This is a genomic window from Mongoliitalea sp. (assembly GCF_054166905.1).
Genome location: NZ_JBSZCK010000040.1, coordinates 113,379 through 128,629, shown reverse-complemented (window position 1 = coordinate 128,629; position 15,251 = coordinate 113,379). Strand labels below are relative to the sequence as shown.

The 15,251-nt window shown below is 39.7% G+C and carries 17 protein-coding genes; 7 read left to right on the top strand and 10 right to left on the bottom strand.

The features are described 5' to 3' along the window. Positions 1-132: 132 nt before the first annotated feature. Positions 133-750, bottom strand: coding sequence for an outer membrane beta-barrel protein (locus tag ACXIUD_RS14740; protein ID WP_458053406.1), 618 nt, complete (start codon positions 748-750; stop codon positions 133-135). A gap of 199 nt (positions 751-949) precedes the next feature. On the opposite strand from ACXIUD_RS14740, the gene ACXIUD_RS14735 reads away from it, so the two are divergent. Next, entirely contained in the window at positions 950-1,531 is a 582-nt protein-coding gene (locus ACXIUD_RS14735; RefSeq protein ID WP_458053405.1) for a TlpA family protein disulfide reductase, read from the top strand. 94 nt (positions 1,532-1,625) lie between these two features. Beyond that, complete coding sequence (locus tag ACXIUD_RS14730; RefSeq protein ID WP_458053404.1) at positions 1,626-2,210, top strand: TlpA family protein disulfide reductase; 585 nt, start codon at positions 1,626-1,628, stop codon at positions 2,208-2,210. Between the two features lie 397 nt (positions 2,211-2,607). Here ACXIUD_RS14730 and mscL read toward each other — a convergent pair whose 3' ends face one another. Next, a complete protein-coding gene (gene mscL, locus ACXIUD_RS14725; protein WP_458053403.1) occupies positions 2,608-3,024 on the bottom strand; it encodes a large-conductance mechanosensitive channel protein MscL in 417 nt (138 codons plus the stop codon). A 208-nt stretch (positions 3,025-3,232) separates the two neighbouring features. Between mscL and ACXIUD_RS14720 the strand changes: the two genes are divergently transcribed. Beyond that, entirely contained in the window at positions 3,233-3,607 is a 375-nt protein-coding gene (locus ACXIUD_RS14720) for a methylglyoxal synthase (protein WP_458053402.1), read from the top strand. Further along, positions 3,607-4,593, top strand: coding sequence for a 6-phosphofructokinase (pfkA, locus tag ACXIUD_RS14715; protein ID WP_458053401.1), 987 nt, complete (start codon positions 3,607-3,609; stop codon positions 4,591-4,593). Before ACXIUD_RS14720 ends, pfkA begins: the two co-directional genes overlap by 1 nt. A gap of 19 nt (positions 4,594-4,612) precedes the next feature. Here pfkA and ACXIUD_RS14710 read toward each other — a convergent pair whose 3' ends face one another. From ACXIUD_RS14710 to ACXIUD_RS14695, 4 genes are all read right to left on the bottom strand, one after another. Continuing rightward, on the bottom strand, positions 4,613-6,262 hold the full coding sequence (locus tag ACXIUD_RS14710) for a Na/Pi cotransporter family protein (protein ID WP_458053400.1): 1,650 nt from the start codon (positions 6,260-6,262) through the stop codon (positions 4,613-4,615). 58 nt (positions 6,263-6,320) lie between these two features. Next, positions 6,321-6,884: a PepSY domain-containing protein gene (locus tag ACXIUD_RS14705; RefSeq protein WP_458053399.1), complete on the bottom strand. Its 564-nt coding sequence runs from the start codon at positions 6,882-6,884 to the stop codon at positions 6,321-6,323. A 7-nt stretch (positions 6,885-6,891) separates the two neighbouring features. After that, positions 6,892-7,740, bottom strand: coding sequence for a hydroxymethylglutaryl-CoA lyase (locus tag ACXIUD_RS14700; RefSeq protein WP_458053398.1), 849 nt, complete (start codon positions 7,738-7,740; stop codon positions 6,892-6,894). 77 nt (positions 7,741-7,817) lie between these two features. Next, complete coding sequence (locus tag ACXIUD_RS14695) at positions 7,818-8,351, bottom strand: YfiT family bacillithiol transferase (protein WP_458053397.1); 534 nt, start codon at positions 8,349-8,351, stop codon at positions 7,818-7,820. 64 nt (positions 8,352-8,415) lie between these two features. Here ACXIUD_RS14695 and ACXIUD_RS14690 point away from each other — a divergent pair, with 64 nt between their 5' ends. From ACXIUD_RS14690 to ACXIUD_RS14680, 3 genes are read left to right on the top strand one after another with little or no spacing between them, the layout of a single operon-like run. Next, complete coding sequence (locus ACXIUD_RS14690; protein ID WP_458053396.1) at positions 8,416-9,666, top strand: C69 family dipeptidase; 1,251 nt, start codon at positions 8,416-8,418, stop codon at positions 9,664-9,666. Between the two features lie 32 nt (positions 9,667-9,698). Beyond that, positions 9,699-10,307: a Uma2 family endonuclease gene (locus ACXIUD_RS14685; RefSeq protein ID WP_458053395.1), complete on the top strand. Its 609-nt coding sequence runs from the start codon at positions 9,699-9,701 to the stop codon at positions 10,305-10,307. A 5-nt stretch (positions 10,308-10,312) separates the two neighbouring features. Further along, complete coding sequence (locus ACXIUD_RS14680; RefSeq protein ID WP_458053394.1) at positions 10,313-10,945, top strand: Uma2 family endonuclease; 633 nt, start codon at positions 10,313-10,315, stop codon at positions 10,943-10,945. A gap of 70 nt (positions 10,946-11,015) precedes the next feature. Here ACXIUD_RS14680 and ACXIUD_RS14675 read toward each other — a convergent pair whose 3' ends face one another. From ACXIUD_RS14675 to ACXIUD_RS14660, 4 genes are all read right to left on the bottom strand, one after another. Beyond that, positions 11,016-11,084: a DUF3307 domain-containing protein gene (locus ACXIUD_RS14675; protein WP_458053778.1), complete on the bottom strand. Its 69-nt coding sequence runs from the start codon at positions 11,082-11,084 to the stop codon at positions 11,016-11,018. After that, positions 11,081-11,725, bottom strand: a complete 645-nt coding sequence (locus ACXIUD_RS14670; protein ID WP_458053393.1) for a MarR family transcriptional regulator — start codon at positions 11,723-11,725, stop codon at positions 11,081-11,083. Before ACXIUD_RS14670 ends, ACXIUD_RS14675 begins: the two co-directional genes overlap by 4 nt. Before the next feature lie 79 nt (positions 11,726-11,804). After that, positions 11,805-13,079 (bottom strand): D-alanyl-D-alanine carboxypeptidase, encoded by a 1,275-nt coding sequence (locus tag ACXIUD_RS14665; protein WP_458053392.1) that lies wholly within the window; start codon positions 13,077-13,079, stop codon positions 11,805-11,807. Beyond that, the gene (locus ACXIUD_RS14660) at positions 13,076-15,160 is read right to left on the bottom strand and encodes a S9 family peptidase (RefSeq protein ID WP_458053391.1); all 2,085 of its coding nucleotides are present in this window, start codon (positions 15,158-15,160) and stop codon (positions 13,076-13,078) included. The genes ACXIUD_RS14665 and ACXIUD_RS14660 overlap by 4 nt, the downstream gene beginning before the upstream one ends. Positions 15,161-15,251: the final 91 nt, after the last annotated feature.

The window sequence follows — 15,251 nt, the reverse complement described above, 5'->3', positions numbered from 1 at the left end:
GCTTAAACGTAATTAATTCAGACGATGTAAGACACTAATAAAATCATATTCAGCAAAGTATGTTTTAACAAAAAAAATCGAAAAAAAACCCAGCCAAATACCCTTTTGGTGTTATCTGGCTGAGTTTTAAAATTAATTTGCTAATCTGAAAATCAACCCTCCTGTAAATCCAAATTGAACCACAGATGACCAACCACTTACTCCCACTTGAGTTCCTCCTCCCGGACTCCACCACAAGTTTGCCCCTACATTGGAGATTGGCATCATCAAGTTAGCTTGTAAACGAATACCAATGTTATCTGACACGAAGTACTTCATTCCTCCATTGAGCCCGACAGCAAACCTTGAAATATCTCGAAAATCTCCTTCAGGAAAAGCCAAGATACCGGCACCAGCTTTCAAACCAGAGAAAAATGCCATCTGAGAGCTTACTGGAAACAGACGATTACCTCCGATCATAATGTAATTGGCGTTTGTACGGGTATTGACATTGGATTGGATAGCGGTAGACCGAGCAGTACTGTTGCCACCTTGCCAACTGTATAACACTTCCACTTCTGTAAAATCATTGAGCTGGAATCCCAGCATACCACCCCAAGTCTGACCACCACCTAACGTGGCCCTTCCTCCTAGGATTGGTAAACTATGATTGAACGTGTAACCTGTGAAAGGCGTAATTTCAAGATTTTGAGCCTTACTTTCTATCAATAGAGAAAAAAAGATGCTGAGTAGTAATAGTTGTTTTTTCATAATGCTAATAAAATTTATTACCGATAATCGCAATCAACAAAAAACCTTATTTGAAAAATAAAGAATTTTTTGGAAGATTAATTAACAAATCTAATAAGTTTGTTTTTCCAAAAAAATAAAAATCTATTCCCATCAATAGAATTTTTAAAATGTTAAATCCCACCCGAATTTTTCCTATTTTTGTCGAAAGTAAATGCTTATGTTTCACTGGAAAAAACTGATGTTTTTTGGAGTTTTGTTGCTCTCATTGGTTGCTGTAATATCTATTTCAGGATTTAAAAAGCCAATTAAAAAAGCCCTCAACACACTTCTAGTGAATACTGGATTGAAAAAGCCAAAAGCTATTTTAATAAGTGCAGAAACTGAGCAGTTTTCTTACGATGGAAATTTTATGAATGAAGTCGGCGAAAGCATCGCACTTGCAGACTTTAAGGGCAAAACACTATTTGTCAACGTATGGGCCACATGGTGTCCTTATTGCAGAGAAGAGTTGCCCGATATCAATAGGCTTTATGAAAAATTCCGAGACAACGAAAAAATTGCATTCTTAACCATTTCAGTGGATAAAAAATTTGATAAAGCCCTTCAACTCATGCAAAATAAATCCTACCATTTTCCTGTAGTACATGCAGTTGATGGATTGAATGTCTCATTAGACGGTTCCACTCTACCCACTACACTCATCATCAATCCAAGTGGGCAAATTGTATTTTTTCAAAAAGGAAAATATGATTTTGGAACAGTTGAATTTGAGAACCTTTTACTCACTGCCTCTAACTAAATCACTTTATCAAAAAATCCCCCTTCCTTCATCGTGAGTTTTATCACAGGATTAGAATTGCTTAATTCCATAAATTGCATCAAAATTAACTAGTATGATTGATTGGAAGAAAGAATTAAAAAGTTGGGGGATAATGGCTGCCATTTTTGGTTTTCTATACTTTACTGGATTGCTAACCCCCATTATGGGTGGAGTTCAGTCAATGCTCCTAGCCACAGGTATCAAAAAACCAAAAGTCACCCTTGTCAACAAAGAAAAAGAGCAATTTTCATACGCCGGCATTTTCACAGATGCTTCTGGACAAGTTTTGCGATTAGAGGATTACGAAGGTAAGGCTGTATTTATCAATCTATGGGCTACCTGGTGCCCACCTTGCCGAGCCGAAATGCCCCATATTCATAGCCTATTTGAAAAAGTACAAGATCAGGAAAACCTAGAATTTTTAATGATCGCTTTGGATAAGGATTTTGACAAAAGCTTGAAATATATTGCAGACAAATCCTTTTCTTTCCCTGTGGTGCATGCCAGTCATGGCTTAAATGCTTCTCTACAAAGTCAATCCATTCCCACTACCCTCGTTATCAACCCCTTGGGAGAAATCGTTTTTTACCAAGAAGGGATGAGTAATTTTGATACAAAAGAATTTCGGGAATTTTTGATTGCTACGGCGGGGAACTAAGAAACGAAAAACAAGTGGAGCGAGAGATTCTGAGGAAGAGATAATGTAATATGCTTACTTAGACAGGCTCAGCACAAGTGTTCGATTTAAGTTGATATGTCCACTTCGACGAGCTTAGCAGAAGAATGACGATATATTATTGGCTAGTAGATAAGAGAATTATTCTAAAAAAAAGAATGAGGATCAATAAGCCAACAGGCCCAATTCCTCATTCTTTCATCACCAATTTTCCATTCCTAATCTAATGTCGTATAAATTAGAATGCAACTTGAATTGAAACTTTTCAAAAGTTAGATTAGAAGTATAATCAAACTGAACCTGCAAACAGAACTTTGGAAAAGTTATGCTAAACTAAACAGCATTAATTCCTAATCCCTCATTCCACGATGCAGATCATTCAACCTTTTTTCAAAAGGTCTCTGATTTCTTCCAAAAGTTGCTCTGATTTTGGTGGTGCTGGTGGGGCAACAGGAGCAGCTTCCTCTTTCTTTTTAAAGGAATTCATTCCCTTGATAGCCATAAAAATCACAAAGGCAATTATTAAAAAGTCTACTACATTTTGAATGAAATTCCCATAACTCAACACAACAGCAGCCATTTCTACTCCTGCATCAGTAGTGTAAGCATCCCTTAAAGTCACCGCAAGATCTTTGAAATCCACTCCACCAAGCAATACTCCCAATGGTGGCATAATGATATCGTTAACAAAGGAGGAAACAATTTTGCCAAAGGCTCCGCCAATAATCACGGCAACAGCTAAATCGACCACATTCCCTTTAACCGCAAATTCTTTGAATTCTTTAAGTAATCCCATAAAATAATTTGTTTAGTTGATTGATACGCCCAAAATACCTCAAATTCAAACATAAGCAAAATTTACTAGTTTATTTTTTGTACTAATCTCTCTAAAATTAACAAAAACCCAGATTCCACAATAATTCTATCGTTTCAAGAAAATAGATGCACAGTTCTTAGTAAATTTGTAAAAATTTATATCTTTCGACCTGAACCTATTGAATCTAATGAAAATTGCATTAATTGCCCACGATGGAAAAAAAGCCGACATGGTTCATTTCCTCAGTGGCTACAAAGATGTGTTTAACCATAAAGATATCCGCCTAGTAGCTACCGGAACAACTGGTTCGCATATAGAGCGGGCAGGAATTTTGGTGGACAAGCTCCTTTCTGGTCCACTTGGTGGAGACGCCCAAATCGCTGCTATGGTTGCAGAAAAAACGATTGGTATGGTGATTTTTTTCAGAGACCCTCTTGACAAGCACCCTCATGAACCTGATGTACAAATGCTTATGCGACTATGCGATGTGCATAATATTCCCCTAGCAACCAATCCAGCAACAGCCAACCTTTTGTTGAATGAACTAATTACAAGACTTTAATGGAAATCAAGACTATAAAAAAAATCGGTGTATTGACTTCTGGAGGCGATGCCCCTGGAATGAATGCAGCCATTCGTGCAACTGTCAGAGCAGGATTCTATTACAATTTGGAAATGTATGGAATCTATCGTGGCTATGAAGGCATGATCAATGATGAAATCAAAAAACTCGAGTCCAAAAATATTACTCATGTATTGGAAAGGGGAGGCACCTTCCTAAAGTCTGCACGTTCAGCAGAGTTTAGAACCCCTGAAGGTCGGAAAAGAGCCTATGATAATCTCAAAAAATACGGAATCGACGCATTAGTAGTCATTGGCGGAGACGGTTCTTTGACAGGGGCTCATCTATTTTATAAAGAATTTGGGATACCGGCTGTAGGGATTCCTGGGACTATCGATAATGATTTGGCAGGTACAGATATCACTGTTGGATTCGACACCGCCTGTAATACAGCAATTGAAGCAATCGATAAAATCAGAGATACAGCTACCTCTCATGATCGCTTATTTTTCGTGGAAGTGATGGGTAGAGATGCAGGATTTATTGCTATCAATGCTGGGATTGGAAGTGCCGCTGCTGCTACCTTGATCCCAGAGAAAAAAATGCCTATTGAGCGCTTGGTCGAACGACTAAAAGCCCGTACCAAAGCCATGAAGACATCCAATATCGTCATTGTGGCCGAAGGAGGTAAATCCGGAGGTGCTGCTGAAATAGCTGAAAAAATCAAAAAAGAGCTACCTTATTACGATATTAAAGTAACCATCCTTGGACACCTGCAAAGAGGTGGAGCGCCTTCAGCTTTGGACAGGGTATTGGCATCAAAATTAGGGGTGGCCGCCGTAGAGGGTTTACTCCAAGGCAAATACGATGTCATGGCTGGAGTTATCAATAATAAAGTAGTCTATACGCCTATTTCCAAAGCCATTTTAGGAGATAAAGAAGTGGATGAAGATGACTTTAGAGTAGTAAGGATTCTTTCTACTTAATATCAAAAGAGGTAATAGATCAATACATATCTATTACCTCTTTTTTCTGATACTTCCAGTGGATGACAGCGCTGGAAAGGTTATCCATACTAGAAATTACCTGTTTCATTACATTGGTAATCGTAGAGATAGGATAATCTAAATCTTCTTCTTGGATTTTTTGATAAAGTTCGGCTATCCAGTGGTTATACACACCTTCATTTTGTGCCAACCAACGTGGGAGGCCATTTGATTCGTCTACTTTTTCTATATGCCTATTAAGTTCTGTAATAAAATCAAAGCTGTACGATTTGATATCTTTATAAAAATACAGAACTAGCCTACTCTCATGTTCTTCCATTTCTCGAATATTATGCATGACATCCTTGATATCTTTGGCAGCATAAATGAGTGTTCGCAAAGTCAACATCAATGATGTTAATTTTTGAGCTTCTATTGGCTGCATATGCTGCCCTAGTAATTGGATGTGATAGGAAGTTAGCTCATCCTCTAAGCTTTTAAGCTCTTGATAACTTTGATTTAAATCTTTGGGTTGAAGTAATATCTTCCTCCAAATAGAAAGAGTCGCTTTAGAGGCATCTCCAGCCTTCCAAATATTCGCGATGAAATTGATTGTTTTATGGTAAGTTAGATTTATATCTTTTTCCAAGGCTGCTATGGCTGCTTCTGGAACTTCTACCGATACTTTTTTGGTATATACCGAAAACCCCTTTGGTTCATCTTTGGAAAAACGAGTATTCAGCCAATTTTCAAAAGTCCCTAAAATTGGAAAAAATAAGATAATCCCAATTAGATTAATGATGGAGTTCAATAATACCAGTTCCATCAAGGGATCCGAAATATGAAATGACTTCATAGTAAAGTCAACTAATTTTCCTACAAATAAAAATACTATCAAACCAGTAATAACATTAAATAAAAAGTGTGCTAAAGCCAATCGTTTTTTATTTGCATTACCACTAATTGCTCCGATACTTACCGTAATTGTTGTTCCGATATTAGCTCCTATAATCAAAACAGCCCCTTCGGTCAAAGTTATAATTGAAGCACTCATGGCACTTAAAATTATCACCATCATAGCCGAACTTGATTGAATCAATGCAGTAATGACAACCCCTAACAACAAATAAATCCACAAACCGTAAGCATGGAATGTACTTAGGTCAATCTGATCTGCTATTTCTTCTATGGCCGTTTTCATAAAGTCCAGACCAAGAAATAACAATCCAAAACCCACAGAAAACATCCCGATATTCCGAAGCACAGGGCGACTGGAAAAAAACAGGTAAAACAAGCTCCCAAAACCTAAAAAAGGCATAGAAAAAGATGCTACACTCAGCTTAAATCCCAAGGTAGCTACTATCCAAGCTGTCGCAGTTGTACCTAGATTAGCGCCCAAAATAACGCCTATGGAATTTTTTAAACTGATGACTCCTGCACCTAAGAATGCTAATACCATCAAGGTCACCAAACTACTGCTTTGAAGAATAGCCGTAATTAAGGCACCTACACTGATTCCTTTCAAAGGGGTATTTGTAAACTTTTGGAGCAAATGCCGAAAGGACTTCCCTGCCATTTCCTTGACCGCAGTTTCCAATTGATGCATCCCCCACAAGAATAGGCCAATACCTGCTAGGAATTGCCAAAAATCAAAAGTGTTTGTTTCCATAGATTGTATACAGCTACAACCAAAATTACACTTTTAGCAGAAAAAACAAAGGACTACTTTACTCTGCACGTTTGAATTTAGCCTGTTTTATTTTCTTTGGATAGTACCATAAATAAAAACCGGAAATGGCAAAACCAATTAAAGCCAAGGAAGTCAGCGTACTATAAACAAGTTTCGAATTTTCATTAGAAGATTGCAATAAAAAATCCAAGATACTACCATCATGGATTTTTTCAATCAAATCAGAGTTTCTCTGTGCAATGGACAAAACTTCTCCTGTGTAGCCATCCAATTGAATCTCAGTAAAGTGATGCTTAAAAACTACTTTAGCTATACCTTTATCTGGTCTCACATCCACTCTATCGATTAGCGTAGATTTACCCAAACTATCACCCATGATATGTTTAGAAATAGCTATCATTTCCTCTAAACTTATCCACTCCCCTAGCTGCTCAACTTTGGTCTTTTGGGTTTTGGGAATTAAACCCGTTTCTTTCTTCCAAGCCAATAAAATCGCGGTAACTCCTATAATGAACATAAAAGCCACGAAAGGCAAACTTAGCCACTTATGGATCCTTCGGTTGATACGGGTATTACGGGCGAGTTTAGAACTATTGGGCATGTACTTCTTACTTAAACACTACCTGCGCCAACTTCATGGCTTCGGCAAATTCATCCATCTTCAATCCTAAGTCAAAACCCTTTGCTTGGAGCAATGCAATCAACTGTTCGGTAGCCACATTTCCTACTAACTCATCTTTGGCCATAGGGCAACCACCATACCCCTTCAATGCCCCGTCAAAACGTTGACAACCAGCAGCTAATGCTGCGTCAATCTTTGGTGCTAAATCCTGTGCGTGGGTATGCAAGTGAAGCCCAAACTCAATAGCTGGAAATGACTGAGCATTAACTTGGTAAAGCGATCTAATTAACTCAGGGCTTGCAGACCCTGTAGTATCCGCAAAAGAGATGATCTGAATATCCAAATCCACCAATTGCTGTACAAAGGTCGCTACTAATTCTGGGGAATAAGGGTCACCGTAAGGATTACCAAAGCCCATACTTAAATAAGTGACCAACTGCTTACCCTTTGTCTGACAAAGATTCTGGATTTCCTCCACGGTCTGAAGTGCATCCTGAATACTTTTATTAGTGTTACGCTGCTGAAAGGTTTCAGAAACTGAAAGCGGGAACCCTAAATAATCAATCTGTTCAAATTGGCAAGCATCTTCTGCACCCCGGAGATTGGCAACAATAGCCAGCAGTTTGGAATGAGTGCCAAACAAATCCAGCTGATCCAATATATCTGCGGTATCCCGCATTTGAGGGATTGCTTTAGGACTGACAAAAGACCCAAAATCAATAGTATCAAATCCAACTTGTAGCAATTGGTTGATATAAGCCGCCTTAATGGAAGTATCTATAAAATCGGGAAGTCCTTGCATCGCATCCCGAGGGCATTCAATTAACTTAATCATGCGCTAAAGGTAAATGGAAGCTTTCAGTACTCCAAGGCAATTATTTAAATGGCCTTGGATAGACTTTTAAATGGTGATTAGAGCTGAAGACTCCCCGACACCAACCGTATATGGCTCAAATGATGCCTGCAATGCCAAGCGTACAAGGCAACATTGAAATCCAAGGCAATAGACTGTTGGCGCTCTGGATGGTAAAATGTTTTTTGGAAGTCTTCAATGTTCATACTACGCATCAATACTACCCAACGCCGATGAACAGCACGAATGATTGCCAAACTATCCGCAATGGGAGCTGATTTTCCATCCGGAAGCTCTGCCCATAGCTCTTCGTGATAGGGTTTCACTGTTGGGTTTTCTTCCGTTAATGCCAGCTTAAATCTGCAAAAACTATTCATATGACTATCGGCCAGATGATGGACAACCTGTCTGACAGTCCAGCCTCCATCACGATAGGGGGTATTCAACTGCTCCTCGATCAAGTCTTGGACTTCAGCTTCCAATAAAGCAGGAAATTCTTTTATTGTAGCGATCCAAGACTGAAAATCAGTTTCCGTATACGCGGATGGGAAGACAAACTTCCCGACTGGATATTGTTTCGTGAACTCCATCATTTTTCTAGTTAAAATACACAGGCAATCTAGTAAATTAAGGAAATCAAATAAAAAAAATCAGCTCATGTGTGACACCTTTGTAGCTTTAACACCCAAAACATTTACTGGAAATACCATCCTCTCCAAAAACTCTGACAGAGAACCTACAGAAGCGCAAGCGTTGCTACATCTTCCACGCAGCAAACAGGCATCCCCTACCCTTCGGTGTACCTTTATAGAAATCCCCCAAGTCCAAGAAACGTATGAAGTGATTTTATCGAAACCTTTTCAAATGTGGGGAGCCGAAATGGGAGTCAATGAGTTTGGATTAGCTATTGGTAACGAGGCAGTATTTACCACTGTAAAAATGTCCAGAAAAAATCAAGGGTTGACGGGAATGGATATGATTCGTTTGTGTTTAGAACGCTGCAAGAGTGCTGCCGAAGCATTGAACCTCATGCAAGACCTCCTTCAAAGCTATGGACAGGATGCCTGCGGAGGTTATCAAAATAAGTCTTTTTTCTACCATAACAGTTTTATCATTGCAGACCCCCAAGAAGCTTTTGTACTAGAAACAGCCGGAAAATCTTGGGCCTACAAACGAATTATGTACCAACACAGCATTTCCAATGGCCTAGGAATCCATACGGATTACGATGCTTTTCACTTGGAAATAGAACCCAAAGCATTCCCCTATTTTTGGAGAAAGGCCGCAAACCCATTCTCTTTCAAAGATTATTTTTCTGATATCCTGTTTACACAAGTTGGGCGGGCCAAACAACGGCAAAGTTGTAGTAGTGGCTTATTAAAAAATCATGTCAACCAAGGTGTCACTGTGGAATCTTCCATGGAAATTTTGAAAACCCATCATGTCCAAGATTCAGAATTTAACCCCAAAAAAGCCTCAACAGCTTGCCTGTGCATGCACGCAACAGGCCTCACGAATCCAAGTACGACCACTGGAAGTATGGTTGCCGAATTGAGGACAGATGGCTCTCATACGGTTTGGTTGACCGGAACTTCCATGCCATGCTTATCCATTTATATCCCATTTTTCCTCGGCACCACCACGTTGGACAATTTCCAAGCGCCAAGTGAACAAGCAGATGATTCCCTCTGGTGGCAAGCCGAACGCCTCCATCAATGGATTTGTGAAGATTATCAGGGCCGAAAAGCAGCTTGGCAAACAGCTTCGCAGGAGTTGCAAACAGAACTGTTGGAAAAAGAACATGTCCTGTTTAGCAAGGATTCAAGCCTCGCTACCTTAGAAAAATTCAGCAACCAAGCTTTGAAAGATGTCTGGGATTTGTACCAAAAATTCCTTTCGAAAATATAAACTTAATCCGCTCAAAACAAGTATATTAGATCATGGAAAAAGAGTTTGAAAAATCCTTGGTCAACGAACCTGATCTCAGTTATGAACGGCATACATATGCCGACTACCTCACTTGGGAACTCGATGAAATGGTCGAATTGATTAGAGGGAAGATATTCAAAAAAGTAGCTGCACCTAGACGCATTCATCAGCATGCGACCACTATTCTCGTATCAACTTTTTATCAACAATTAAACAAAGGTAAATGCCAGGTATATCCTGCCCCATTTGATGTTCGATTGCCCAAAAAATCCATCCGTGATGATAAAATCTACACCGTTGTACAACCAGATATTTGTGTGATTTGCGATCCAATCAAATTAGACGAAAAGGGATGTGTCGGTGCTCCAGATTTGGTAATAGAAATACTTTCTCCAGGTAACAAACAGCATGAACTCAAAAGGAAATACGAGGTATATGAAGAGGCGGGGGTAAAGGAGTATTGGCTACTTGACCCTGAAAGTCAAACACTTCTGGTGTATACGCTTGAAAACAAATCCTACAAAGCTTCTCGTTTGATGACTTCTGGAGATATTGTTTCTTCCACAGCGTTAGAAGGTTTCTCGCTTAATTTGGAAGAGTTTTTCAATCAATTATCTTGAACTCCATGGATAAAGCTAAACATCCATACAAAGAAAAAGAGGTCAGCAACCCACTTGTCAAAGAGCCCAATCTAAGCTTTGAAGGTTATTCCTATGCAGATTACCTTTCTTGGGAAATGGATGAAATGGTTGAATTGATCAAAGGGAAAATATTTAAAAAAGCGGCTGCACCCAGAAGAATTCATCAGCAGGTAGCTGGAAACCTCTTTTTTAAATTGCGCAGCTTCTTGCAAGAAAAAAAGTGTAAAGTATATTTCGCACCCTTCGATGTGCGATTGCCCAAAAAATCTATGAGTGATGATGAAATTCACACTGTAGTACAACCAGATATTTGTGTGATTTGCGATCCAAGCAAATTAGACGATAAAGGCTGTATAGGCGCACCTGACTTGGTAGTAGAAATACTTTCTCCCGGCAACAAACAGCACGAACTCAAACGGAAATACGAGGTATATGAAGAGGCGGGAGTAAAAGAGTATTGGCTACTTGACCCTGAAAGTCAAACACTTCTGGTGTATACGCTTGAAAACAAATCCTACAAAGCTTCTCGTTTGATGACTTCTGGAGATATTGTTTATTCCCAAGCGTTAGAAGGTTTCTCGCTTAATTTGGAAGAGTTTTTCAACGCACTAGACTAAATATGCTCTAACAGCCCCAAGGTTAGCATACCTGTACCAATCGCAATCCCAAAACTTAACAACGTTCCTATCAAGAGGTAGGTTGCAATAAAAAATCTCCAATGAAATGTGCTATAAGTAGTTTGAGTAATACAATCATTTGGTCAGTGCTTTGATTTTTTTACGAAAAAGTCTCTCAACAGCCAATAACTCATCTATATGAGCCCTGTTCCATCTTCCACTGACAGAGTTTTGCTTGATCCCTAATTGCTTACCGATCTCTTCTTGCGTTAAATTAGGGTGTCGAAGCACATAATGTGCTAATTCAGCGGATGATAGCGACCAAGAATCTGCAAATAATCCCAGCAATTTGAAGCACAAATTCATTTCTTCGTCAAATTCTCCCCAAGCTGTTTTTATTCCCAATTTTATATTTTCTTTTTTTAATCCATCAAATTTTTCTCCAGAATAAACAAAGGCAGGACCATTGCTTTCGGAGATGACTTCTCCCGAATAAATCTTTTCACCTATCCCGATGCCCATACGGACATCTATGGTACTGATTTTTTTTTGCTCATCCTGAGGCCTTACTTTTTTGATTAATGCCTTAATTTGCAATGCCTTTAAAAGTGCCTCTTCGGGATTTTTAACTTCTACTTGGAAGTAATCTCCCCTCGATAGATCCCATGTCTTGGATCGTTCTCCCCAAGTGCTCAGTAAGTCCTTCAATGGTACCAACCACTGTTCTTGGTTCATCAATTTTCTTGATGCTTCAATATCTCCTGTTAAAACTGCTATCATGACTCAATATATCGTCGATTTCAACGATAATCTAAAATATCATCGATTTCAACGATCATGAGTCCACGCCTTATCCGACTCAATACCCTTGCCAAATTTCCGTCACCACCTTCACCATCGCCTCGCGTATAGAAGCAGTAGGACGAATAAAATTGTTGTTCATAAACACAAAGCGGTAGTCGTTCCCCTTTTTACTTCGAATCCACCCACTCTGCAAATGGGCATACCGCAAAGTTCCTGTTTTGGCCCAAACAAATGGCTGCCCCTGTTCATCGGTCTTGTAGGCATTTTTTATGGTGCCCGAAACTCCTCCGGCAGGCATGATGACCCGCAGTCGCTCTATTCCCAATTCTTCCTCCACTAATTTCAATACCTCCATCACCGTCTGAGGAGTGAACAAATTGAATCGGGATAGCCCAGAACCATCATACCATTGAGGTGTTTGTTTCAAATCAACTAGTTGGTACTCCAAACTATACGCAATAGCATGTTTTACCTGTAATGCTGAATCAAGTCTACTCGCAATCAACAAAAGCTGCTGTTCTGCCAAAAAATTATCCGAAGGCTGCATCATATGTTTATACAAACTATCGGAGGGAATACTGTAAAAGGTACGGAAATCCGAAGGCTTCTTCCGCTCTATGAGTTGTACGGGTCGCTTCAAGGTGTCTGAAAGTAGTAATTGTGCAACAAGTAAATTACTGGGAAAAGGTACTTGTTCGGAAAAATCATTAGGAATCGTCATGGCAGGATAAACCAAGCCATCTCCCCGTTTATTGCGTACAACATCAAATGATTTGTTGGGAAGGCTTGAATCTTGCGTTAAAAATTGCTGAAGGACAGCGGGATTGGTAACCAATGACCCATCATTTCCCACACGTATGTTGGTCATATTTCCATACATCGGAAAAACAGACAAATCAGCCCGCCAATAACTTACTTCAAATTCAGGTTCCTCTTGCTTCACCAAATAAATCCTATAAGGTGTGTTCGACAAAAAATCAAATACCCTTCCATTATCCAGTTTGGGATGTAAAAAACTGGGATCCCCTGTACCCCAGATCAACAAGGAATCTCCCTGAATGCTGTAATCAAAAGCAGGTATTGAGTCCCCAAGCGTTTTCAAAGAGGCATACAAAGTCAATAGCTTGGTATTGGAGGCTGGAATAAAGTACTTATCCGCAAACTGCTGATAGATGGTTTTCCCCTTACCATCTTCGAGCATAAATCCGACAAAATGCTCTTGGAGCACCTCTTGGGATTCAATCAATTTTTGAACCTGCTTTTTTTTGATGCTTTGTGCATTCCCGAAGAAAGGGGACAAAAGCAGGAGTACGACTAATCTCAACATCATGGCTTTAAATGTCTTTGTAAAAATTCAGCAGTAGCAGCATTTACCTTCACTAGATTTTCAAATTTCATCCAATGATGGCTATCGTCGGGTATCATCAAATATTCATACGGTTTCTTTCGCTCGTCAAATCTTCGGATGATATCTGTGGTATGACTCACATTGACATTACGATCATCATCTCCATGGATGAATAGTACAGGAGAAATCCAAGTATCCAAATAAGCTAAAGGAGAGGATAACCAGGCGGTTCTTAAAGCTCGATCAAAATCTGGCGCCTTTTCAAAACCAGTAGGCAACTCTAATCTGCTAGACAATTCATGTACCCCATGAATATCCACACCTACTTTAAACAAATCTGAATCTCTCCCTAAAGCCAAAGCAGTCAAATACCCACCATATGAACCACCATAAATGCCAATCCTTTCTCCATCTACACCATCCAACGAAGCGAGGTATTCACCAGCAGCTTTTACATCCAAGTACTCCTCTGCTCCTTGCCAATAGGTTCTAGCAGGCCGATGAAATTCATACCCATAGCCAATACCTAGTCTAAAATTGACTGAAAGTACTGCAAAACCCAATTCTGCCAAATACTGATTGACAGCATAGGTATTGGAATAATAATCTCCATAATGCCAACCAAGTAGCATTTGACGTTGCGGCCCTCCATGGACAAAAACAATCCCTGGTTTTTTCTCTGCCCCATCATCTTTTACAAATAGTTGCCCGTGGACAGTCACTCCATCCAATGACTGGAAGATCACTTGTTTGGGCACCACCAAGGAAGTTGGCATTTCTTTAGGGATTCGATCTTCTGCCAAAAGCTTTAATTCCCGATTTTGTAAGCTTAAAATAGCTGGAATTAGAGGTCTGTGGACGGTAGAAGAAACCAGGCCAACCGCATCACCACTTGCCAAGGGTACAGGAATCGCCTCGATTCCCTCTCCAGGGGTCAATACCTCAAATGCTCCAGTTTCCACTTGTACACGAGCAACATGTCTCCTGTCAATATCCTCCATAGTAGGCCCAGTGTTCGCTGAAAAATACAGGAATGCTCCACCTAGACTAGAGGCAACATGTTCGACCATAAAATTTCCTTTCGTCAATTGCTTGCGATTTCCATCCAAGTCCATTGCATAGAGATGAGGCCAGCCATCTTCGTACGATAAAAAAGTAAGCGTATTATTGGCAACCCAACGCAAATTAAAACTTCCATGGGTAGTAGGAACTGAGCCTCTTAAGGTTTCTGGCGCTTTCCATAATCGAGAAGAAACCCCAGAACTTAGTTCATACGACCAAATTTCCCAAGGTGAATGGCGCTGTTCTAAAATGGCTTGTGGCTCGGGTCTTCCTCCCGGTAATCGAATAAATGCGATATACTGTCCATCCAAAGACCAACGTGGATTAGTATCACGGTAGAAAGCAGGTGCGATCCAAGTAAGTTGATTCTTTGTTATATCAAAAGTAGCTACCATAGAATGAGTACCTCTATTGACCGAAAATAAAATCGTCTGTCCATTAGGAGACCAAGAAAGATTGGAAACAGCCCCACTTGTCTCAAACAATTGAGATATATTATCACCAGTGGCATCCATTTTCCAAACCTGCCTGTTTTTAATGAATAAGATAATTTTACCATCTGGAGAGAAGCTTGGATAGTCCCCCTCCGTAAGTTTTTTTGCATGCTTATCAATAAGGTTGACTTTCCAAATTTCAACTCGGGGTATTAATGGCATTTGAGAGGGATTGATGCCTAAACCCGGGTCCCAATTTGAACCATGTTCTCCTCCTCTTACAAAAATCAATGCTTGACCATCAGGAGAAAATTGCAAACTAGTGATTTCCTGACCATCGTCTACCATAAAATCAGTCACTTGAATAGCTTCAAAAACCGGAGATTTAGCCACAAACACATTTCGTTTGCCCTGCTCATTCATCGTCCATGCCATTTGATCTTCAACTGGCGAGGCTGTGAGCTCAGATGGAAACGGAAATGAAGAAATATCCTGAATGGAAAAGCGCTGGGCTTGGACAGAAGCAAAAGTCCCCAACAGGGAAAAGAATAGTAAGATTTTTTTCATAGCGGGAGGATTTTTTTTAAAATGTAAGAAAAAAAGCTAAAAAAGAAAACCTAACAGGGTTTGAATCCTGTTAGGTTTTTCCAATTGACAT